We start from the raw sequence: 21,036 nt of genomic DNA, 5'->3' as shown, positions 1-21,036 counted from the left end.
GTCAGGATGCTTCCGCCTTCTTTTGCTGCTTTGCAGCGAAGCCTCATTCTAGAGTTGAATGCGTCGAAGTCAACCGGTGTGTCGATGTGTATCTGATGCCAACGGACCAACGTGGGTTGTTTATTTTGCCATCAGCCCGACGCGCTGAAGCGGTGCCTTGCCCTCGTATGTCAACCGCAACCCGGCACTGGTGGAAGTCGTTCGGACGACTTCCACCAGGCGTTTCTGCCGAAGCGCGACTGCATCGGGTTCAGCGAGCGCGACTCGCGCCGACGGACTGAACAATACCAGTGACACTGCAATCTCGTGGTTGACCGAGCGGCTTTTCATCAGGCGTTTCCACGCAACTGCGCACGGAGTCTATCGCGCTCGCGAGATGGCGAGCGACGGCGCAGGATAAGCGCAATACGGGGGATACGCGACTATAGCGTTGCCATATGACAAACGCCTGAAGTCATGGAATCCACGAGACAGCCGAGATTCGGAAGGTTAGCCTGTTAGCCCCGGTCGACGCCGCCGCTGCGCGAGGCCGGGCGGCTAAATCCTGATGGGTTCAGGTAGCTCGATTCGGTCAAAGGGAACTCCCCATCATTCTCGGTGTCGGCATTGGTGCAGTCATCGCGTTGCTGGTCGGACATGGCGATTGACTCGCGTGCGCCAGCCAGTGGCCAGGCTATGCCTCGGAGCGCATCAGCGCCTCATCTGACCAGCAATCTTCAGCCACAACATCTCTTCACACAGGAGAAGAACAACCATGTATTTCCTTGAAACAGGTGGCGCACAGCGGGCTGCCGCCGCTTCGATGCTCGAATTGGGGCAAAAGGCGATAAGCCAGCATTTCGCCTTCCTGCAGCAAGGTACCGAACTGTCGCAAAAGCTCTTTGCCAGGTCATTGGAGGTCAAGAACGGCCCGGGTTTGGTCGAGCTTGCGCAGGACTACTTTGCAAGCCTTCACAAACTAGCATCGGAGGTCGTGAGCGCTCAGCTGACGTTTGCCGGCGAGGTGATGCGCGCTGGCTGCCAGAGTCTTATTCCCCCGGAAGCCGTACGGTGCCCGGCCGCCGCGTCGGACGAGGTAGAGAAAGTCGTGGCTGGCGGGGACATCGCCGAGGCGCAAGTGCGTGCGCCCGAAGAGGTCGAAATCGTCAAGGCGATAATGGAAACGACAGCCGCGCCGGCCAAGGTCCGTCGCAAGTCGCGGCCCAAAAAGGCTTAAGACGACCAGCTGTCAGGACGCCGGCACTGCCGAGGGCGGTGCTTCGTTTTTGTGGAAAGCCTTCAACTTGAGGCTTATTTCTTCCGGACGGCGCGTTTGCGGTTTCTGCATGACTGGCGGTCCCCGTTTGGGCGGCTGGGCGTTTTCGTCGAGGCGAGAGACGTTGTCTCGCCCCATGAGATGACCTTAGGTCGAGCAAGCGTCTCGTTTCGCGACCAAGGCGTCGAAGGCTTCCCGCGCGTCTTTCAGTTCCTGCATGGCAGCGGCAAACCGCGCCAGTTCGAGCGTCGTAGGTGGTTCATTCGAGTCGCGTGCGTAGTGCGCTTCGAGGCGCAGTGACGCCGCCTGCACCTCACGTGCAGCGCTTACCACGCGTTCAAGGGCGCGGGCTTCGCCAGAAGTGTTCCTAACGTTCATCGTCGTTTATGTGTCGAGCCACGTTTCCGGGTCATCCCGTGCCATCGGCGTGCTCTTTGTTGCGCACGCCCTGTCACCCCGCACCTGCACCTCTGACTGGAAGAAGCGCCGCGAGTTCGGTGCGGCGCATGGGTAGGCGTGTATTGTGCCGTCAGCGATGCATCACCTCTCAGCAAAAATCTGCGGCAGTCAATGCTATCGGTGTGCCCGGCGCCTTGAGCATTCTCCGTTCGGCAACAGCAACGATGCGCGATTTCCCGTCGGCGAATGCCTTCAGCATCCGACGGTTGTCCGCATTGGGTGGCAACCAGAAATGCTGCTCAAGTGCAGCACGGGCAATGGAACATTGCATCGAATGGTTACGGACTGACGCAACGAAAACTACCATTTTCCCCTCGGAATAAACACAGGGCTCTGCGGTGAGAACGTCGTCCATTGTCATACCGGCTCCGCGCTGCTCATGGCAGAAGTTGCGTTAAGGCGTGAACGTCTGCGCTCGCAGGTTGCCACTGCATGATGGGTCACGGGCCATGCTCCGAGGAAGTCAAGACGGTTCTCCGCGCATGTATTTGCACACTCGTTGCCCAAAGGAACACGTCGTGTATGACGCACGCGCGCACCGGTTGCTGATAAGCGTCAGTCGACAATCGCAAAATTGCGGGCGGGGCTCGCATGAATTGACCCTGGCAGATGACGACAAAACACTATTGCTTGATAGTTATGTCTTTGTGGGCTAGCCCGGCGTCTTTGGGAATGACCACGCCGCAACAGCGGATTCGCTACTGACCGATGCGGTTTTCGCGGTGTTGTCAACGAAATTCTGTACCTTGTGCTGGTACTGCCTGGACTGCGCCTCAATGAATGTCACGAGTTCGCCCTGAGTCCCCGAGAGGATTTCGCACACGTGACGCCAGTACGCCTGTGCCTTGTCCGGGGCTGTTTGAGCCAGGCTTTTCTGTTGGGCTAGCAACGCCTGTGGCCCCCGGGATGACAAGCCGTTGACCAGGTTTTCCTGATTTTCTTCGAGAGTTGATTTGACCGTCTGCACATTCAACTCGACCAGCTTCCGGGCGCCGTCAAGTGTTTTGTTAAAGATGCCAAATGTTGTTTCAACGGCAGCTCTCTGTGCGGTACCAAAGTATTCGGGGCGAAGACTGCTCATCACAAGCTCCATGTGGTGGGAACAACAGACCGCCAAGCCGAACGGTTCGCGGCATGTCGCAGAGTGGATTCATTGGTGCGACGCAGCGAAAATCATTCTAGGACCCAAGACGCAAATGTCAATCCTTGTTCTTGGGGAGGGCCACGCGTGCACGCAATTAACCGCCTGCGGCATTGCAGACATTGGGAATCAGGCCGACCCAGGGGGAAACCCTGCGACACGACGTCACGCCGACGAAGAAGATTCTGTTCAGACTTCTGCGTCGCAGCATGAATCGCGAAAGTCCCACTTTCTAAAGAAGCGTGCGCGCCCTCGCGATGTGCGACGAAGTCGTGGAACGGTATGCTGAGAGTCGCATTCGCGATTGCGGTATCGCACGGCGCGACCAGCCGCCACGGATGACTTTGTCCCACACAGGGATGAAACCTGCCAATCAGCATATCCAGCTGATGGCAAGAGGTCCAATGCTTGCAATATCTGCGAATTTGTTACCGTGATATCGATTCCATTTTAGATGCGTTTTAATGCGAGTGGGAAGAAATTACTAAATCCTGGTTTTAATCGCGAGCATACCGTTAGATTTCACGGCAACACGATTGCATTGAGTCCGTCAATTGTGTACGTTTTAAACAAGAGGCACTAAGCGTCCCGTAGGAACAAGTATTAAGAGATTCCGAGGGCAAAGATGAATCCAATTGTCGAGCGTGACATCATGCATATCGGCCGGGTTATGCGTGCGACCGTTGTCCAGTGTGCTCCGGAGATTATGCTTGTTGACTATTGGCGCAATCGGCTGAACATTCGCATTGAAACGTCTCGTCTGACGGAATATCAAGTCAATACGTTGCAAGAGCTGATGTACGAGCTCGATGAAATTGAGCGGCGAATAAATAGGAAAAACCCTCGGCCTATCAGGCTTCGCGAGTCGCATGACGCGGTCGAATCGTTATAGGCTAAGTCTGCACGCACGTCTTAAAGAATCAATTAAGTGGTCGCCTGAAGAGAGGTTTTTGTTCGCGTTATTGCGGCGAGCTTCCCTTATCTATAAGGAGTGCAGATAAAATCATGAACCAACTGAAATTGGACCTTCGGGCGAGGGCCGAGTTGCTCGCCTTTCTGGTTGAGTCTCAACTTTTGGCAAGGCTCGTTAGTGGCGATTGGCTCACTATCGGGAACGTCGTCGAATTGGAACGAATCTGGCTGGCCGCGAATGGGGGCGACGCAGACTGGTTTCAGCGCGTGTCAATCTCAAGCTGGTCGCAGACGCTTGCTGAACGCGTCGAGGTGAATTTGCCGGTGGTGCTCGGCGTCGAGTCAGCCGCGGGTTCTGAAAATCCCCGACTCGACTTCCGCGCTACGTTTGTGCGAGCGGTCTATGACATGTGCCTGGACCATCTCGTGGAGATGGGCTGGTTCATGAATGGCAGACTGCGCTCACGCGACGGCGAAGCACCGTAAGGAAGTTCATCTCAGGCTTGCTTGCCGGCGCGCCGGAGGAGGAAGGGGGTAGATGTCCTCTTCTGCGTCGGGCATCCACTATCCGGCGAGCTACGAGCGCTGCAGCGGCCTGCATTAGGGCATCCAGGCTTGTCGGTTTGCTGAAAATTGCGCTTTACGTGAGTGAATTTTCGGGCGGTGGTTCGCGCCACACCCGCCGATTGGTCTGTGTGGTGTAGCGGCGTTAGCCGGTACTCGCTCTGGTTGAGGTGGTTATCGATGGAGCAAATCTTTGTTTCACGGGCCAGCGCGATTCAACGACTTCTCGAGAGAAGGCGGGACCTCTTGTCCGACGTCGAATTCAACCCGTCCCTTGCGTACTCTATTGCAGATGTCGAGCAGCTTCTGCTTGACGTTAGAGCTGGACGACTGAATGTGTTTCAGTTCACCGACGGCATGGGGCAGATATGTCGCATTTTCATTCTTTAGATGCGGCGCGCGAGCAGAGTCGCCGATTCGCTCTCGCGAGAGAGCAACCGAGGATACCGCTCGGAGGCGATGCATCGCATTGATGTTACGCGGCCAAACGCTCCAAGGTCATTTCTGGGAACGTCGGAGCGGGGGGAAACACCCTCCAGCAGCCGTCGCTGTGGCGAAAGAAGAAGAGTGCGAATTGGTCACTGTCGTGCGTAGTCTCAACGCACACATAGCGACTTCCGCCCGAGACCGTACGGCCAAACGCGGTGATTCTTGCGGTCTTGGGAGGGTTGAAACCAAGCCATTTTTCCACTACGAGACGTAAGGATTGCTCTTCGGTATTGGTCATCTCATCCTCTCAGTCCTGTGAGAGGGCGCACCCACGTGCACGGCGCCCGTTACCGGTATTCACGCAAGGTGCATGCCAGTGTGCTCGCCGCTCAATCCTTGCGCGAGGAACGAACGGGTTCGGCGATTTCGCCGCTTGTATCGCAGAAAAGTCAGTGCCCGATTGGCCAACCTGCTTGCCGCTGTAAAGGCCCGAGGCGGGCGCGATTGCTGGCCATCCATAGCATGGGCGATGGCCAGTTCGAGGTCGGTGGAAGCAGCTCCAGTACGGCCGCCCTGATATGCGGCGTGTCGTTGGGGCCCTCACCGCCCGGGGCATGGTGGAGGGCGGTGGTGATTCCCGCGGCACAAATACACAATCGCCGGCTTTTCACACGAACACAAGACAGTCCCCAGTAACCGTCGCAGACGGTCTTCGTCAGAGTCCCGACCTGTTCGCCATAGTGGCAGCGACACGCTTTGCTCCATGCAACGATTATCGGTGTCGCGGTGGGCGTTCCAGTACATGGACTTCAGGCGGCTTGAAACCGTTCGGTAAGGAGCATTGTGCCGCGGCAGTTGGGCGAGCCGCAGTGGCACCGATACAGGTCTCGAACTTCGTCTGTTAGTGGTCCCTCGATGACGAGCCCGTAATCAATCGTCAGTTCTTCACTGCGTTTGATATCTCTCAGCGTGTAAATAAATACGCGTCCGTCGGAGATGTACGCCTTGCAGTTCGGTTCACAACTATGATTCATCCAGCGGACGGTGCTGCCTCCGCTTGCTCCGTCAATAACTGTCCCATCACCGGTATCAAACAGGAACGTGTGTCCAGGGGTCTTGCCGTAGCTGGAAGCACCTTGCAGGACATCTTGCCAGGAGACGCGTGCGCCCTTGTACTCCGAAATCAGCTCTGCTCGAACGATATTCTGATTCGCAAAGACACCCTGTCCATGCACGGACGAAGGTTGCACAATGAATCTGGAAGCTGGAGATTTATCAGGAAGCATGTATCAACTAATGAACCGGGTCACAACTTTTGCCAGTCTTCGGACCGGGTATTGAGGTAAAGGGCATCGCGCCGTAATTGTTCGCGTCGTGGCTCTCCGCGTTGGGTAGCGGGGTCAAGCATCACAAGCGAAATGTTCGAGACATGTGCCTGGCTGCATTGCTGTGCGCCGTCGAGTTCAGTCCAATACTACTACAGGCTCCCCCTTGAGCCTTGCGAAAACCCGGGAACGCTGCAACGAAACCTACGCTATCCAGGCCGGCTGGATGATTACACGCAGCAAGCCCGACATCGGTCGTACGTCCCCCAAGATGGCTTTGCAGCGCTTCAGGACGTCGAGCCCGGTTGGGGCCAAGGCCACCCCTTCTTCTCGTCGGGTGCATCCCACTCAGTGGGCGGTGCTGCCTCGACCGATGCAACGACCGGACTCGCGTACTCAGCTTCAGCGAGCGCCGGTTCGCCCGAAGCGCCGCTTTTCATCGCGGGAAGCCCGGTCCCGAACCAGCTTACCTTCTTCTGCATATGGGCGACATATGCCTTCCAGCCGGAAGGGTCGCCGCCAAAAAGGTCATGCTGAACGGTCGACGCAAGCGCCTCGCGGTTGAGGTCCGTCTCGAGCAGTTCCTTTGGCCACAGGAAAAACGCGGTGGCGACGCGTGCGCCGAAATCGGCGACGGTCATCTTCGGGGTGAGTGCTCGGAGAAACTCGAAATCCTGCAACGATTCCTGTGAACCTGCGAGCTGCACTACCTTCGCATCCGGTCGACCTGTCCTGGTCAAACAGCTCAGCGCTTCGAGCATGTCCCCGAGGTGAAGCAGCAGTTCGCGCCTGTCAAACCGGTCGTCCATTGCAGTATCTCCGTCCGTCGCGTCGTTGTTCGATGATACTCGTTGAGCTCGCGGTAATGCCAAGCGGGTGCACTGCGCATCGCCTCTCAACCGAATAGTTGGCAGGGTGACGAACTAGCACAGCCCGCGTGCCGGGAACACCCCGCGAAGTTCGTCCGGGTACCGGGAAAAGACGAGGCTGGAGGTTCGATGCCTACCGGCAAACCCGAGCGCGAATACTTCATACGATAGCCAGCAAAGACGAAATCGAATGGCCGAGCTTGATGCGGCCCCGTTATTTTGGCCCGTTAAATCAGGCATGTCCGAATGGTGTGATTTACGGACGACCAGAAATGGCAAGAAAAATTCCCGACCTCGGCTAAGATGATGTTTCGCCTTTTTGACAGCGGGGTGGTCAGTTTTTTAGGCCCCGTTTGATTAGTTATGCGACGCATTACGTATTGCGACATCCGGCCACGTCACAGAAGCGAATCGTACAACTGCAGGTGCGTGCGAAAATCAACGATGTCGGCCTATCAGGGAGCCAACGGTAATCGCTCTCTATGAGAGCCTTAAGAAATTGTTCAGAAATGAGGAGAATGCGGCACTCTTGAGCCGCCCCAATATCGTAAACGCGTATGTCCCGCACCAGTTTTGCTGTGTTAAAAACCTCTCTAGTGTTTGCCAAATCACAGGCGACATCCGTCAATACAACTGATTCTTGAAACTATGGCTTCAGGTACTGTCAAGTGGTTTAACGATGCGAAGGGTTTTGGTTTCATCACACCGGATGATGGCGGCGAGGACCTGTTCGCGCACTTCTCTGAAATTCAGGGAAAAGGCTTCAAGTCTCTGCAGGAAAACCAGCGTGTGACCTTTGATATCAAGCAGGGGCCGAAGGGTAAGCAGGCAGCAAACATCCAGCCGCAGTAACCCGTTGCCGCTCTTGCCGCAAAGACAACGCTCTCAGCAAGAAATTTTGCACCGTTGCTGTCTATGGCATAAAGAGTGTGTATATGCATGGATATGCAAACGAGACCCCTTAACAGCCGTTTCTCGCCAGAGTTGCTCCACTGGCGGTGCTGGAGGCAAGCACGTGGTCTTGTACTGTATGCGGTCGCAACTATCCGACATCCGTAGTCCCGCGTGAAAGCTGATGTTGTGACTTGAAATTGTCAAAATGACCGGTTATCTTTATCGGTCGCACAAAAAGCGACGACTATAAGAATACTTCTGAGAGACTTAACACGAGATGAATCAACACGCTCAAACCATGGAGCACCTCGAGCGTAGCGGTGAGGACAGTAGCCTAAGGCGCGCCCTTGCCGCGCGCCTTGACACCGCCTTGAAGCGGGCTGGCGTCAGTTCTGCGCGCATCGCGAGGCGTTTCGATGTGAACGAACGCGAAGTGCAATTCTGGCGCCGTGGAATCACGGTTCCACCGCTGAGCGTATTCGCACGGATTGCGACCTTTCTTAACGTTGACGTGTACTGGCTCTGTACCGGACAGACGTCAGGGGCGACGGCTGCCTAAACAGTGGCGGATTAACCCCGGTCCATTCTGGCTTCCGGCCGACGCATCACACAGGTAAGACGGGATAGTGAGGAACCGGCGTGAAGCGGCCTTACTATTTTGCATGTAAATAGTACTACTATTTATTTTTTGAGAGAACCCGCCGGCAACCGTGGCGGAAGTTTTCCATGCACTAACCGTAACCGAGGGAGTCAAAGATATGATGAAGCGAATTGCTTACGTAACTGGCGGCATGGGCGGAATCGGAACGGTAATATGTCAGCGCCTGCACAAGGATGGGATGACCGTCGTGGCGGGCTGTGGGCCGAACTCTCCTCGACGGGAGCGCTGGTTGGCCGAGCAATCCGCGATGGGCTTCACTTTTATCGCGTCGGAAGGCAATGTCGCGGACTGGGAGTCGACCGAGGCCGCCTTGGCGAAGGTGAAGAAAGAGGTGGGCGAGATTGACGTGCTGGTGAACAATGCCGGCATCACCCGGGACGGCGTGTTTCGCAAGATGTCACGGGAGAACTGGAACGACGTCATTGCGACCAACCTGACCAGCCTGTTCAACGTCACCAAACAGGTCATTGAAGGCATGGTCAGCAAGGAGTGGGGCCGCATTATCAATATCTCGTCCGTGAACGGGCAGAAGGGGCAGTTCGGCCAGACCAACTATTCCACGGCCAAGGCGGGCATTCACGGCTTTACGATGTCGCTTGCCCAGGAGGTCGCGACTAAGGGCGTCACGGTGAATACGGTTTCTCCGGGATACATCGGGACCGATATGGTCCGTGCGGTGAAGCCCGAAATCCTGGACGCCATCGTTCAGAGCATTCCGGTTCGCCGTCTCGGAGAGGCCTCCGAGATTGCGTCGATTGTCTCCTGGCTCGCCAGCGACGAAGCGGCTTTCGCAACGGGAGCAGACTTCTCGCTGAACGGCGGCCTGTACATGGGCTAGTAGCTACCCACCCTGGAACCAGGGCGCGAAAGCGGCTCTCTCCAGCGCTCGGGACAGAGCACTGGAGACGCGGGAGCGCGCCGGCACGACGTATTCTCCGCGTTACATCCTTTCCGCGGCGACATGGAGGTATTCAGCTACTTCCCGCACCGGGAACGCACTTGGATTGAACTGTCGCATCGACCTGCCGTCAGAACAGTACGCCACGAACCTCACCCATCTCTCACGGAGAGCCACATGCGCGATGTGCCATGCATCGAACCGTCTTCGTTTCTGTTTGGGCAACGGAAGCTACGCATGGTTGCGCGCGATGCCAAACACCCCGGCGCCGCGCTCGTGTATTGGCTGGGAATAGCAGAGCCGTCACATGAGGCGAACTTCTTCGAAGCGACGCAAAAATTTGGCTCACTGATGCAGCTCGTTCTACCCAACGAGCAACCTGGTGTGTTTGTGAACCGGAGTGCCGTTCTCGCCGTCCAGGACTTTGGCGTCGTGAAACGACTGGTTTTCAAGGACAAGTCCTCGCTCGAGGTCCGATACAACGGTCCTTCCAGCGACCTCTGCGACGCGTGAGCCGCAGCACGATGTCTCTGAAGCCTTTGTGCGATTCATTCCGGTGCTTGCATGGAAAGGTGCTAATCGACAGTAGCCGATTGTCCGACCGTGACCAGCGTGTGGACGTGCATTCTTGGATTAGATGTGCCTCTAGTTAATGTCGGTGACCCGTTGGGGCGGATGCATTTCATCAGGGGAAACGGCCCGAGTCAGACCTGGATTTTTGGTCTAAAGTTGTTAATCGCTATGCCGCGCAGACTAGCAGAGCATGGCGATAACTCGCCGTGTATTTGAACCTGAAGTACGTTCGCGGGCAGTAAGAACAGACAATAACTGAGAGAGTTTCACTATGGGAAAAATTGCCAGCAGAGGGCTGTCTGGTGATAGTGAGCACCGGCTCGCGTTCAAGGTTGAGCTTGCTCGCGGAGTCTCGCATATTGCCAGTACGCTGACACCTGCCAGCACGACCGCCGCAGTGGCAGAAGTTTTGGACCAGTTTATTGTGGACCGTGGAGCCGGAGGCTTTGAAGCATTTCGTCTTCTGCTTGCTGAAGACCTCGAAAACCGAGGATGTTTGCAGGGTGCCGAAGTGGTCAAAATTTATGTACGAAAGCAACGGCTCAAGAATTAACTTCAGTGCAAGTGACATGAACTTCGACAGGTTCTCTCGCCTTGAGATGACGAAGTGTTTCGACGCGACGGAAGTCGCGGACTAGCCAAATGCTCGCGGCCAAAACAACTGCCAGCTTGAGCGGAATGAAGGTCTCTCGATGAGCTGGCCTGGCCTTCTTGAATTCTCGAAATACGAGTCTGGTCAGCCTCGCAGTATCTCTTCTTCAAGCTGCTCGAGAGTCAGGTGGCGAACGTCCCGACCTTTGTCGACGTAGACGACGAACTCGGCGATGTTTTTGGCATGGTCGCCGATGCGCTCGATGGCTTTGGCGACAAACAGATAATCAAGGCCGTTAGAGATTGCCCAAGGGGCGTTGTTGAGGTAAACAACGAGCCTGCGCACAAACGCACGAAATTCATTATCAATGGCTTTGTCGTCACGAGCGATTTGCGCGGCAGCGACGACATCCATTCTTGCGAATGCGTCGAGAGCGTCACGCAGGATGCGCAATGCCATCTCGCCCGAGTTTCTCAGTTCGGTGATGTTGACGGTGGACACAACACCGCTTTCGTGAATTCGCCGCAATCGCTTCGCGATTTTTCGCGCCTCGTCGCCTGCGCGCTCAAGATTCGTGACACATTTGGATGTCGCCATGAGCAGGCGCAGGTCACGTGCTGCGGGCTGGCGTCGGGCAATAACATTGTTGACTTCGTCATCAATCTCAACTTCCAGCCTGTTGAGATGCTGTTCCCTCTCGAGGACCTGAGAAAAAGTGGACGTGTTGAATACGTTCAACAACTCGAGAACGAGAGATACCTGCGACTCTACGAGTCCGCCCATCTCAAGCAGTTTCGTTGATAGCTGATTCAGTTCAGCGTCAAACTGACTGGAAAGGTGCTTGTCTGGCATTTCTCGCCCTCAGCCGACGTGAACACCGCCCAACGTCGCTGGATGAAGAGTACGAGTCGGCCTCTATCAATGGCAGAAAGCGTATCTGTCATCGACAAGTGTATATACCGTATTATCTTAAGCCCGCAGGGTAAGCCGTGCAATGACATGGTCGCGTAATGTAGTGTGATGCTCGGCCCGCGACGAAGCGCTCGCCGCCAAGCGAAGGCAGGTCTGGAAAAGATGAACTGGCGAAACCGCGCGCTGTACGTGTGTGCTGAAGACTCCTACTGTGTGCCGTGTTCGCATCTGATATCAAGCGCCAACGGGTTCGCTCACTGATAGTGCCGCTTTCATTTCCGGTCGATGGTTCTTCTTCGGTCAAATAGAGCGCGTGAGAATCAAACTGATTTGCAGTATTACGTCACCTATTACTGCGGGTCTGCCGACACGGTGGGGTACTGGACAGATTTCCAGGTTGCCGTTGCCGCTCGGCCGGGTATACGCTTACGGGACTTACCTACACGAGGCCGGCCATCGCTGCTTATCGGGCTGTCAGCGGTGTCGCACTGTTGCGCTTCAAAACAGGCCTGATACCGCTGGTCAACACCGAAAGTCTTGGTGCGACGCACAGCGCGCGGATTGTTTTCGCGATGCGGCCGACGCGCCTTATCGCCCCGCTTCGCGGGGTATACACTGAAATTGTCTCTTTGGCGGAGAGCATCATGAGAGCGCAGAATCTCCCGAACCGAGACAGGCTCTTGGCAATATGGCGTAACCTGGCTGCACACACGACTAGCGACGGCCCGGTTGAGTACGAAGTTGACCCGCTCGGACAAGTCGTCGCCCATCGACGGGCGTGTCCATGGCATCAACTTCTGGTCACCGAAATGTTCTGTCAGCTTGCCGCGCAGCTGGGGCCTCGCGTCGCGATGCGTCAGCCGGTAACCACGCGCTCGTTTGGCATCCGCATTGTCGACGTCGTGTGGATGCCGGAGGAGAAGTGGCCCGAAATCGATTCGGGCGCCCCGTTACCTTTCGTTCCCGAACTGTGCATCGAGGTGCTCGCCGATGACAATGACGCCGACCACGTTGAGCGCAAGGCTGACGCGTACCTCAACAGCGGAGCGCAGGAAGTCATCATCGTCGGCCCCCTCGGGCAGGTCGAGTATCGAGGCCTGGACGGCCCGCGTGCGTCATCCTTGTTTCGCGTGACCCTCGAACCGGACCCGATGTTTTTCGCGTGGGCGTGACGTACAACGGTATCACTCGAAACAGCCCGCCTAAAAGCAGCTGTGAAATCCGGAGCTGCTATCAGATGAGTTGTGGCCAAGGTATCCATCACCCACTGCAACGTCGGACTTCCAAGCGTGCGGGAGAGCGCAGCCACCTGGAGTGGCGTCAAGGTCTTGTCATTCCGATTCCAACCATCGAACTCAACGCCGGCGCTCGCGGTTCGCTGACCTTCTTCTGTGTCGAACATCAGCTCCACCGGTTTGGGGATATAGGCATTGATTGTCGGCATTGTGCCGTAGGCTCAGAATATCGGTAGCACGACTCAACCACCAGTTGAACATCGGTAGCGAAAGCGTCGGTCTTGAATCGAGCAGCTGCGCCTCTCGCGAAGCCCGTGTCGTTGTTGCAGTTGGACGGTGCAGCGAAGGGGTTGTGCTTCAACGCGAGGGTGACGTAGCGTGACGGGATGTCGAGCTCTCACTCCTGCTCATGAAAGATGAGGTGTGACATTCCTGGATGGCATGCGTGCTCCAGTTGTACGAGCGTTGTGACGCTGACGCGCAGGCAATCGTACAGTTGCTCCGCGAGCTCCGAATTAACGCTGCTGCTGTGAAGGCTGTGCAACCGTTCCTCCTGAGCCCGAATCAGTTCGATGCCCCGCCGAATGCGGCGCTCGCGCGCGGAGATGGTCCGAGCGCCCTGTTTAATACTCAGAGTCGTAAACAGTACGTCGCCCTGTTGTCCTTCGGCGCCCACCGTCACGGCCAGATGACTGTTCGACCACTCTGCGCTCGCGACGGAAGGGGCGAAGAGCTCATCAAGCACCGCCAGCAGTTCAGAGGGGGCAAACGGTTTTCGCAGCATCGCCGCGACAGGGACTGTCGGAACGGCCTCACGTGCGGACATGAGAACGACTGGGACCTGCTCGAATCCCGGTATCGCCCTGATTTGACGAGTCAGTTCAATGCCGTCCATCAACGGCATCGTCACGTCAGAAACGATGACTTGCGGATGGCTGTCACGCGTGAGCCGCAAGGCTTCGCGTCCGTTCTGCGCGACGACTACTTCGTGGCCTGAAGCGTCAAGCACAGCTCTGAGAGCGTCCCGCAAGTTAGCATCGTCGTCGACCAGCAGTATGTGAGTCATACAACTCCGCCTGGGCCCCGATGTGTGCGTCACCGCATCATCTGTTCCAGGACCTCGGTTAGCGCACTCGCAGGCAGCGGTGCGACGTGGCGAGACTCAGTAGTGGACGGCGGCCGTCTGTACTTTTTGCGCTGCGCGCAAAATATTCCTGCTTGCGCCGCGTAGGTTGTACGGTGTCTGCTGCAAGCAGAACGGAAGGAAGATGCCTATCTGACACGAAGGGCGCAGGGCCGTGTTCACACGGTCGTGGGACGCTGTCACCCGAGTTCCGCCGTCGTAAGTGCAGAAAGAGGTAGCAACGGATTATCGTCCGGCTGTATTGACCGGGCCGAGGCGGCAACGTTACCTGCGCAACACCTCACCCAGGTCTTCGAGCGACGGCGGCTTGACGAGATAGCAGTCGAATTCATCCGCACGGCGTTCGGATGTCGTCCCGGCATATCCCGTGAGTGCGACCAGGCGGGTCGAGGCGCACTGTGCGCGTTGCTTCAGCAGACGGGCGAGCTCGTGACCGTCCATGCCGGGCATGTTGACGTCAATCAGCGCCACGTCCGGCGTGAACGACTCAACCAGTGACAGGGCTTCCGGTCCACTCTGTGCACGCTTCACCTCGTGACCGTCCAGCGCCAGCAATATCGCCAGCGCTTCCGTCGCATCGGGGATATCGTCGACAAGCAGGATGCGGGCAGGCGGCATCCCGTGGCTGGTGGACGCTGCGTGCGCAACGTGACTTCGACAGACTATGGGTAGCCGCACGATGACTTCGGTACCCTTGCCTTCACCGTCGCTGGCGATTGCAATCTCACCCTGGTGTGCATTTACCAGATACCGGACGACAGACAGTCCCACGCCAAGGCCGCCTTCTGCGCGCATGCGGACGTCAGGTGCCTGTGTGAACAGGTCAAAGACATGCGGCAGCAGGTCAGCCGCGATGCCCATGCCACTGTCGAGAATGGTGATGACGGCTTCCCTCGGCGTTGAGTCATGCTCGGGAATCGTGCCGGGGTCGGGCGCTTCAACGTGGAGAGTGATTTCACCTCCCGATGGCGTGTATTTGACAGCATTCCCCAACAGGTTCGAGAAGACCTGCGTCAGGCGGCCTGCGTCAGCAAACACCGTTAGCGGATACGGTGGCTGCTCCACCTGTAACCGATGCTGGTGCTTCTCAGCTTCCTCCCGGACAGTGCCCACTGCATCCTTGATGATGTCACCGAGCAGGCCGTAGGCGCGGCGAACACCAAGCTTGCCGGTCCTGATGCGTGAGGCGTCCAGCAGGTCGCTCACGATGCGCTTCAGTTGTCCGACCTGCCGGTTGGCAACGGCCAGAGCGGACAGCACAGCAGGACTGTCGGCCGCCAGCTTTTGCGCAGCCGCCAGTGCGCTGTCTACCGGAGCGAGCGGACCACGCAGTTCATGACCGAGGGTCGCGATGAAATTGTCCTTGTTGGCTTCGGCTGCGGCGAGCGCACGTCGTGCCGCCTCGGCTTCTGCGGCTCGCGCTTCGGCGTCGGCTTTCGCCTGCCGGATGCTCAGTGCTGCACACGTAAAGTTCGCAAGGCTGGTCAGGATACGGCGATGTTCGTTATCAAAGTGATGTGCTTCGTCATGCGACATTACCCACAGTGCACCCCACGGCTCGGGTACGCCCGGTACCGGCACCACGAGTTCTTCAGTAATCTCCGGCTCGATATCGGCAAGGCAGGCGAACTGGCGCTTCGGAAAAGCGCACAGTTGCGGTGAGTCGAGTTCGAGTGCCACGCCCGCGGAGCTGTCATCGGATGGAATGATATGGCCCACATAGGCTGTGCACTGGCCGGATACGGCGACCCAACGAAAAGCGAAACCCTGCGTAGCATTGCGGTCTCGCAAGCTGATGCCAGCGCTGCCCGCGCCGCATAGCGACAGAGCCGTATCGACCAGCGTCTGCAGCATGACCTCATCCGACGCGCCCAGTGCTCTGGCCAACGTATGCAGCGCCTCGTTTTCAGCAGCATAGTCGGCTGCACGGTGCGGACGCGTGTCCAGTTTCCCGGTGGCAAGCGTCTTGGGACGCTGCGCGTCCCTCGCCGCATCAGGATGTGACAGCCTGGGCATTCCGTCCTCTCGTTGAATGTTCTGAAGAGAAGAGAACAAATCTACACCCATTCTAGTTCGGCAATTTTGACCGGACTATCCGGCATGGGCATGTGGCGACGCAGGATTGATTATTCATGGCGAATAGTCTGCGCGCCGGCGTGTCTTTTCGCCGGCATTGTGAAACGGCATGTGCCATCCCATGCGGAGCCGCTCGCCGCCGACGCCGCCTCTGGTTTCAATCCGGGGGCGGCCAATGCGCAGACCAATATGGGAAATTCCCGGGCCGTGCTGTCGTCTGCATTTGCTCATGCATGACTCAGGTTATCCGTCGGTCCTTGGCGGCTTGCGCGGAGGCGGCACGGGTATCGCCGTCGCGGCCATTTCAAGGCTGACGAGCGCAGCAACGGTCGCGACGTGTCGACTCCGAGTAGCTCCAGCGCCCGCATCAGAGCAGTATCTCAGGCGCAAAATCGAGCTCGAATTTCTTCTCCTTCAGACAGTGCTCGCATCCGCGCGCTAACGAGGATGTCCCGCACCGCTCCAAAGCGAATTCCCCAGCGCGTCCGTCCCGCTGCTCAACATGGTGTCTGCCGAATGCACCCGGCGCTGTAGAGAATCCACTTAGAAACCCGCCGCAGGCCAACTCGTGCACAGACATAGTTCGGCCGGTAACGACGGACAAACGTGAAGTTGATGAGCCCACACCACGGCCAACGGCGGTATAGAAATTGCAAAAACAGGATGGCGGGTTGCATCGACCTGGGTGCAGCTAGTCGCTCCGCATACGAAGGAGACCGTCATGCGAGTTGCCAAAAAAGAATCTTGTTTTCTGCGTTGATTTTGAGTTTATCCGGCGCCGCTTATGCGCAGGGTATGGGCGCCGGTGGAGGCGGTGGAGCTGCTGGTGCAGGCCAAGGGGGCACTGGAATGGGAACCCCGAATGCAAACAGTACTACCGGGTCAACATCTGGCGCCTCGGGCGCAAACACGATGGGAACGTCAGGCAACATGTCGCAAAAGCGGATGAAGCCGAATATGCAGAAGAAGGAGGGAACGGACGCACCTGCCGCCGACAGCGGCGGAATGAAGAAGGCCTACTGACAGCGATGCGGTTGCAGACGCGTACTGTGTAATCTGCAGCTCGAGTTCCGGGTTAGAAGCGCTCTGCGGTAGTCAACTGCCGGCACAGCATGGCTCATCAGGTGGGCGGTCGACGGCGCGGCTCCTTCTCACCGCCTGGCCGTTTTCGTCATATCGACAGTCGTCCCGGTGGGTCAGCTCCACTGCTGCTGGCCTCGGATTCTCCTTCTATCGGCCATCGAACTCGGCCATCGAGCGCCCGAGTCTCCTCGTAACTAACTGGATGATGCGGCGCGTCGTTGGCGTCAAACTGTGCTGACCGTTGAACAAAGAGAAGTTGATGGACGTACTTCCGTTGACGCCGACGCCGATAATCAGGCTGACGAAGGAAGTTGTTTTCCTTCTGAACGGGGTGATGTCAAATGTGCCTCCGGTCACCTCAAGGGCGGTGAAGTTCCTCGGCGGAGTGCCTTGATACCCACCCTGAGCATGGGTTCGTTGCCGACATCACGCAGAAAACCAGCAACTGCCCTCGACGACGTCATGTTGGACTGACTTACACATCATTTCCATCCGGCCGCCGGCAGCGACGCTCTTTCTTGTATGCCGCTCTGTCGCGACCTATCGTGTAGGGTGCATCCCGCGTCAGGAGACAGCCATGCAGGGCGCTGCAGTTGACGTGCACTTCGACAGCGCACATCTGTTTCTTGACCTGTCCGATGGGCGGGCCGTCAGCTTCCCTCTCGACTGGTTTCCTGTCCTGCAGGCAGCCACGGCCGCGGAGCGCGAACACTTTGCTATCTCGATGGACCGCCAGCAACTGTTCTGGCCTGAAATCGACGAGGACGTGAACGTACCGGTGCTGCTCTCATTTCGGCCCGACGGTCCTGGTCTCCAGTACCTTTTGAGCCTGGACGACCGCTCGCGCTAGCTCTGCGAGAGAACGGGCGACCGTATCCGCCTCGAGGAAGGAACTTCCTGATTCGTGCAGTGATTTCGTGCGCCCGGCAACACGCCCATGAGGGACGGGGGAGCCGAGGTCTTTCGCGACGCTTGTCACGCCCAATGCCGACCGGTCAACACCAAAAAGACGCTTAAAGCGCCTGAAGAAGACCCAGAAGCGGTTTGGCCGGTCGAACGACGTGGCGGCGAGTGAAGTCCCGCTTCGCCAAAACGTCGACCTGCTGAACACGGGGGCGTGCACAGACGCTTGGCTGGTTCAAGAAAGAGCGGCGTAGGCGTCGGGTGTTCGCGGCCGATTTGGCAACGGTCCTGCGCTTCCTTGCTGCTACCTTGTAGCAAAAGTTCGCGCGCGCAGCCAGCGGGCGACGAGTTCCCGGACGGTCGAGACATACGGGACGGATGGAAAGCCTTTCTACGGAACGGTTCCAGCGAACGACGTTGCCAATAGAATTCTTCGGCCTGACAAAGGTCAGGCGAAAGCGGGTAGAAGTCGCGTGCCGTAAGCCGGTTATGGCAAATCGGCGGTATCGTGGCGGCTGGCCCATGTGCACCGTCATCATGTTCCAAAGAGCGGCAACGTGGCGGGGACTTTCACTTTGGGTAATGGAACACAGCACCAACAACAGACGTCCGAGTCGCTGCTGACCCTGGCCGAGTACCTCGAACTCGCGCTCGATATGGGCGGAAGCCTCATCATGATGCGACGTAAAGTCCTGGCATTGTGCGATGTACATCGGAGACCCCTTTGGCTCGTACAACGACTTGCGCAGCGTTGGGACGATTTGGGCATCATTGGCTGATGAGATTCTCCGGTTGACACGCGCGGGAATCAATTTTCTGGAAATCGATGGGCAGCCGTATCGCTTTGTACGACGCTTCACGCACATCGCTTCTCGTGGCGCTACTGCGTTTGCTCCAGAGTATCGTTTCTGCGTTGGTTGAATGAATGCCATTTCGTGGGCGTCACGAATGGCGAGACGAACGAAGGGCGACAGCGCTTCGATATGCGATAGCCGAAAAGGGTACGCCGGTTTCTTTTTTGGGTCTGAAGACGCTGCTCTGCAGTCTTCGGCGGGCGCGACCATTGCTGCGGTAGTAGAAAATCGTCACCGTTTCGGGAGGGAACGTATGAAACCTGTCAATCATGGAAACCGGTCTCGCGTTGATGAAAGCCGCGGCAGCAACATCGGTGCCCCAGACAGATGCCTGCCGTGATGCCGACGTCGGCATTCGCAGGCGTGACAGTAATTTCAGTCGACGGCAACGACGTTGGAAGGGTGTTGGAAATCATGGCGGATATGCGCGACGGTCGAATTGTCTATGCGGTGCTGGCCGAAGGAGAATTCCTGGGCACAGGCCTGACACTATGGGCTATTCCGTGGAGCGCATTAACTCTTGATATCACCAACGAGTGTTTCCGTCTCGACATGAGTGCCCAACAAATCAAGGACGCACCGGAATTCGATGGCGACGATTGGCCGTCAATGGCGGATGCAGCTTGGGGCCAGCGGGTGCACAAATACGACAATCGGCCGCCTTATTAAGGGCAGAAGCGTTCAGTTGGCGGAACGGCTTCGCGCCGTTCATTTCCTCAGCGCCGCAAACGCACGCACTGTTGACTATGAGCTTCTGAGTTCTGAAACCGGATATTTCAGTTGAACGGGCTTCAGACCATTGCCCAGAGGTAGACGGCCGAAAGCACCATCCTTTCGTGCTGCAACATCGAAATCCGCGTCTGCTTAAAGCGACGTTGTGAAGGCCGTCAACCACGCCGGACTTGCGGACAGCAGCGCTGTCTCCAGCGTCTTGTCCAACCCCGTGAGCGCGAGCACACCGAAGGCGATGAACACCGTCCCGAGAACCGCTTTCCCGGTGGTTCCCGCAGAGCGCAGTCGACCTCGAAGTCGCGATATTGAGGCCCGCGAAAGTAAACCGAGCATCGTCAGCGGAAGGCTCGCTCCGATGCCGAAGATGCCCATCAACAACGCGATACAGCCGATATTCTGGCCTTGAGCGGCGAGCGTGGTTGCGGCACCCAGCGTCGGGCCGACGCAGGGACTCCAGACGGCTCCCAGGAGCAGTCCGACCGCGAACTGGCCAGACAGGGTGTCGCCCTTTACCTTACCCAGCCAGCGCTGGCTAGGACCACCTATCCCAGCGGTCGCGCGATTGAAAGCGACCTGCAGCCGTTGGGAAAACATCGCGAGCCCAAAGAAAACCATCAACACGGCCGCCACGCGGCGGAACACGTCGTTACCCAGTCCCAACGACACGCCAGCTGTCGCGACAAAAATGCCGATGACCGAGAAGGACGCACCCAATCCAGCGGCGAGTGCAACAACCCCAAGCCGATGTACTGCCAATGCCGACGCAACGAGTACGGGAATGAGGGCGAGCACGCACGGTGACAGCGTCGTCAGGGCTCCGGCGAGGAACCCGAGCGCGTACGTACCCGGAGTGAAATCCATCACAAAGCTTTGGCGAACGTGTTCCTGATGTCCTGCTCGCGTGTCTGCCCCGTTGACCGCGCGACCTCGTGGCCGCCCTTATAGACAACGAAGGTCGACTGCTGGGTTACTTTTAACGCCCGCTTCAGGGCGACTTCCTTGTCGTAGTCGGCCAGGAAAATAGTCACATCCTTCATTTCCGGGCTCGCGGCCAGACGGTCCACAATGGGTTGCTGAACCTTGCAGGTGGGGCACCAGGTCGCATGGAAGTAGACGATGCCTGGCTTCCCGTCAGCGTTCAGCCTGTCGAACTGGGCCTGGTTGAACGTCTGTTCGCCGGCGAAGGCGCTAACGACAGCGAGTAACAGGCTCGACGCGAGCAGATATCTGCGAATCGTTTTGAGCATTGCGTTCTACCCAGTAAGAAGTACGGCATGACCATTAGACGTCCGGCTGACGAAAAGATTGCATCACACGCGTCATGGTTGCCTGTAAGGTCTGGGTGGATGTGAGCCACCAGACTCGCCACACACGCTATTCCGGTTTTCCGGTTGCGTCGGCGGAGGCGCGTGCAGTGCCGGCACGTCGGTACTAACTCGATGAGCGGGCACGACATCAATGCAGCGGTCAGGCCCATGCTGCGTTGATTGACCCGGTGCTGCGAGCTTGCGCGCGATGACATTCT

At 57.6% G+C, this 21,036-nt stretch carries 23 protein-coding genes; 11 read left to right on the top strand and 12 right to left on the bottom strand.

What is annotated here, in order from left to right; genetic code table 11:
* Positions 1-120: 120 nt before the first annotated feature.
* The gene (locus BN2476_RS20680; RefSeq protein WP_087736033.1) at positions 121-330 is read right to left on the bottom strand and encodes a hypothetical protein; all 210 of its coding nucleotides are present in this window, start codon (positions 328-330) and stop codon (positions 121-123) included.
* A gap of 167 nt (positions 331-497) precedes the next feature.
* Entirely contained in the window at positions 498-638 is a 141-nt protein-coding gene (locus tag BN2476_RS46535; RefSeq protein WP_160111737.1) for a hypothetical protein, read from the bottom strand.
* 116 nt (positions 639-754) lie between these two features.
* Here BN2476_RS46535 and BN2476_RS20675 point away from each other — a divergent pair, with 116 nt between their 5' ends.
* Positions 755-1,216 carry a hypothetical protein gene (locus BN2476_RS20675; RefSeq protein WP_087736032.1) on the top strand — a complete coding sequence of 154 codons (462 nt, stop codon included), beginning with the start codon at positions 755-757 and terminating at the stop codon, positions 1,214-1,216.
* 51 nt (positions 1,217-1,267) lie between these two features.
* Positions 1,268-1,555: a hypothetical protein gene (locus BN2476_RS20670; protein ID WP_087736031.1), complete on the top strand. Its 288-nt coding sequence runs from the start codon at positions 1,268-1,270 to the stop codon at positions 1,553-1,555.
* Between the two features lie 247 nt (positions 1,556-1,802).
* Here the strand turns inward: BN2476_RS20670 and BN2476_RS20665 are convergent, their stop codons facing one another.
* Positions 1,803-2,069, bottom strand: a complete 267-nt coding sequence (locus BN2476_RS20665) for a DUF1488 family protein (protein ID WP_087736039.1) — start codon at positions 2,067-2,069, stop codon at positions 1,803-1,805.
* Positions 2,070-2,366: 297 nt separating this feature from the next.
* A complete protein-coding gene (locus tag BN2476_RS20660) occupies positions 2,367-2,795 on the bottom strand; it encodes a phasin family protein (protein WP_160111736.1) in 429 nt (142 codons plus the stop codon).
* A 685-nt stretch (positions 2,796-3,480) separates the two neighbouring features.
* Between BN2476_RS20660 and BN2476_RS20655 the strand changes: the two genes are divergently transcribed.
* The gene (locus BN2476_RS20655; RefSeq protein ID WP_087736029.1) at positions 3,481-3,747 is read left to right on the top strand and encodes a hypothetical protein; all 267 of its coding nucleotides are present in this window, start codon (positions 3,481-3,483) and stop codon (positions 3,745-3,747) included.
* Between the two features lie 113 nt (positions 3,748-3,860).
* Entirely contained in the window at positions 3,861-4,253 is a 393-nt protein-coding gene (locus tag BN2476_RS20650; protein WP_087736028.1) for a hypothetical protein, read from the top strand.
* 1,316 nt (positions 4,254-5,569) lie between these two features.
* Here the strand turns inward: BN2476_RS20650 and BN2476_RS20635 are convergent.
* Together BN2476_RS20635 and BN2476_RS20630 are read right to left on the bottom strand one after the other, a co-directional pair.
* Positions 5,570-6,046, bottom strand: a complete 477-nt coding sequence (locus BN2476_RS20635) for an SET domain-containing protein (protein ID WP_087736025.1) — start codon at positions 6,044-6,046, stop codon at positions 5,570-5,572.
* A gap of 326 nt (positions 6,047-6,372) precedes the next feature.
* Positions 6,373-6,894 carry a hypothetical protein gene (locus BN2476_RS20630; RefSeq protein WP_087736024.1) on the bottom strand — a complete coding sequence of 174 codons (522 nt, stop codon included), beginning with the start codon at positions 6,892-6,894 and terminating at the stop codon, positions 6,373-6,375.
* A gap of 708 nt (positions 6,895-7,602) precedes the next feature.
* On the opposite strand from BN2476_RS20630, the gene BN2476_RS20625 reads away from it, so the two are divergent.
* The 4 genes from BN2476_RS20625 to BN2476_RS20605 all read left to right on the top strand — a co-directional run bounded on the left by BN2476_RS20625 (position 7,603) and on the right by BN2476_RS20605 (position 10,533).
* Positions 7,603-7,806, top strand: a complete 204-nt coding sequence (locus BN2476_RS20625) for a cold-shock protein (RefSeq protein ID WP_087736023.1) — start codon at positions 7,603-7,605, stop codon at positions 7,804-7,806.
* Positions 7,807-8,606: 800 nt separating this feature from the next.
* Positions 8,607-9,347 carry a 3-ketoacyl-ACP reductase gene (locus tag BN2476_RS20615; RefSeq protein ID WP_087736038.1) on the top strand — a complete coding sequence of 247 codons (741 nt, stop codon included), beginning with the start codon at positions 8,607-8,609 and terminating at the stop codon, positions 9,345-9,347.
* A 237-nt stretch (positions 9,348-9,584) separates the two neighbouring features.
* Positions 9,585-9,920, top strand: a complete 336-nt coding sequence (locus BN2476_RS20610; RefSeq protein WP_087736021.1) for a hypothetical protein — start codon at positions 9,585-9,587, stop codon at positions 9,918-9,920.
* A 331-nt stretch (positions 9,921-10,251) separates the two neighbouring features.
* A complete protein-coding gene (locus tag BN2476_RS20605; protein WP_087736020.1) occupies positions 10,252-10,533 on the top strand; it encodes a hypothetical protein in 282 nt (93 codons plus the stop codon).
* Between the two features lie 183 nt (positions 10,534-10,716).
* On the opposite strand, the gene phoU is transcribed toward BN2476_RS20605, so the two are convergent.
* Positions 10,717-11,424 (bottom strand): phosphate signaling complex protein PhoU, encoded by a 708-nt coding sequence (phoU, locus tag BN2476_RS20600; protein ID WP_087736019.1) that lies wholly within the window; start codon positions 11,422-11,424, stop codon positions 10,717-10,719.
* 704 nt (positions 11,425-12,128) lie between these two features.
* Here phoU and BN2476_RS20595 point away from each other — a divergent pair.
* The gene (locus BN2476_RS20595) at positions 12,129-12,656 is read left to right on the top strand and encodes a Uma2 family endonuclease (RefSeq protein ID WP_087736037.1); all 528 of its coding nucleotides are present in this window, start codon (positions 12,129-12,131) and stop codon (positions 12,654-12,656) included.
* Between the two features lie 460 nt (positions 12,657-13,116).
* On the opposite strand, the gene BN2476_RS20590 is transcribed toward BN2476_RS20595, so the two are convergent.
* A complete protein-coding gene (locus tag BN2476_RS20590; RefSeq protein WP_087736018.1) occupies positions 13,117-13,785 on the bottom strand; it encodes a response regulator in 669 nt (222 codons plus the stop codon).
* Between the two features lie 342 nt (positions 13,786-14,127).
* Positions 14,128-15,879, bottom strand: a complete 1,752-nt coding sequence (locus BN2476_RS20585; RefSeq protein ID WP_087736017.1) for a hybrid sensor histidine kinase/response regulator — start codon at positions 15,877-15,879, stop codon at positions 14,128-14,130.
* Positions 15,880-17,599: 1,720 nt separating this feature from the next.
* Here BN2476_RS20585 and BN2476_RS20565 point away from each other — a divergent pair.
* Entirely contained in the window at positions 17,600-17,872 is a 273-nt protein-coding gene (locus BN2476_RS20565; RefSeq protein ID WP_087736014.1) for a DUF2442 domain-containing protein, read from the top strand.
* A 163-nt stretch (positions 17,873-18,035) separates the two neighbouring features.
* On the opposite strand, the gene BN2476_RS46530 is transcribed toward BN2476_RS20565, so the two are convergent.
* Positions 18,036-18,638: a hypothetical protein gene (locus tag BN2476_RS46530; protein ID WP_160111735.1), complete on the bottom strand. Its 603-nt coding sequence runs from the start codon at positions 18,636-18,638 to the stop codon at positions 18,036-18,038.
* A 468-nt stretch (positions 18,639-19,106) separates the two neighbouring features.
* On the opposite strand from BN2476_RS46530, the gene BN2476_RS20555 reads away from it, so the two are divergent.
* Positions 19,107-19,448 carry a PRC-barrel domain-containing protein gene (locus tag BN2476_RS20555; RefSeq protein ID WP_087736013.1) on the top strand — a complete coding sequence of 114 codons (342 nt, stop codon included), beginning with the start codon at positions 19,107-19,109 and terminating at the stop codon, positions 19,446-19,448.
* A gap of 195 nt (positions 19,449-19,643) precedes the next feature.
* On the opposite strand, the gene BN2476_RS20550 is transcribed toward BN2476_RS20555, so the two are convergent.
* Positions 19,644-20,372, bottom strand: coding sequence for a cytochrome c biogenesis CcdA family protein (locus BN2476_RS20550; RefSeq protein ID WP_087736012.1), 729 nt, complete (start codon positions 20,370-20,372; stop codon positions 19,644-19,646).
* On the bottom strand, positions 20,372-20,758 hold the full coding sequence (locus tag BN2476_RS20545) for a thioredoxin family protein (protein ID WP_087736011.1): 387 nt from the start codon (positions 20,756-20,758) through the stop codon (positions 20,372-20,374). The genes BN2476_RS20550 and BN2476_RS20545 overlap by 1 nt, the downstream gene beginning before the upstream one ends.
* Positions 20,759-21,036: the final 278 nt, after the last annotated feature.

Source organism: Paraburkholderia piptadeniae (assembly GCF_900007165.1).
Classification (GTDB): Bacteria; Pseudomonadota; Gammaproteobacteria; order Burkholderiales; family Burkholderiaceae; genus Paraburkholderia; species Paraburkholderia piptadeniae.
The sequence above is the reverse complement of the archived record's forward strand: the minus strand, read 5'-3'. Positions and strand labels throughout refer to the sequence as shown.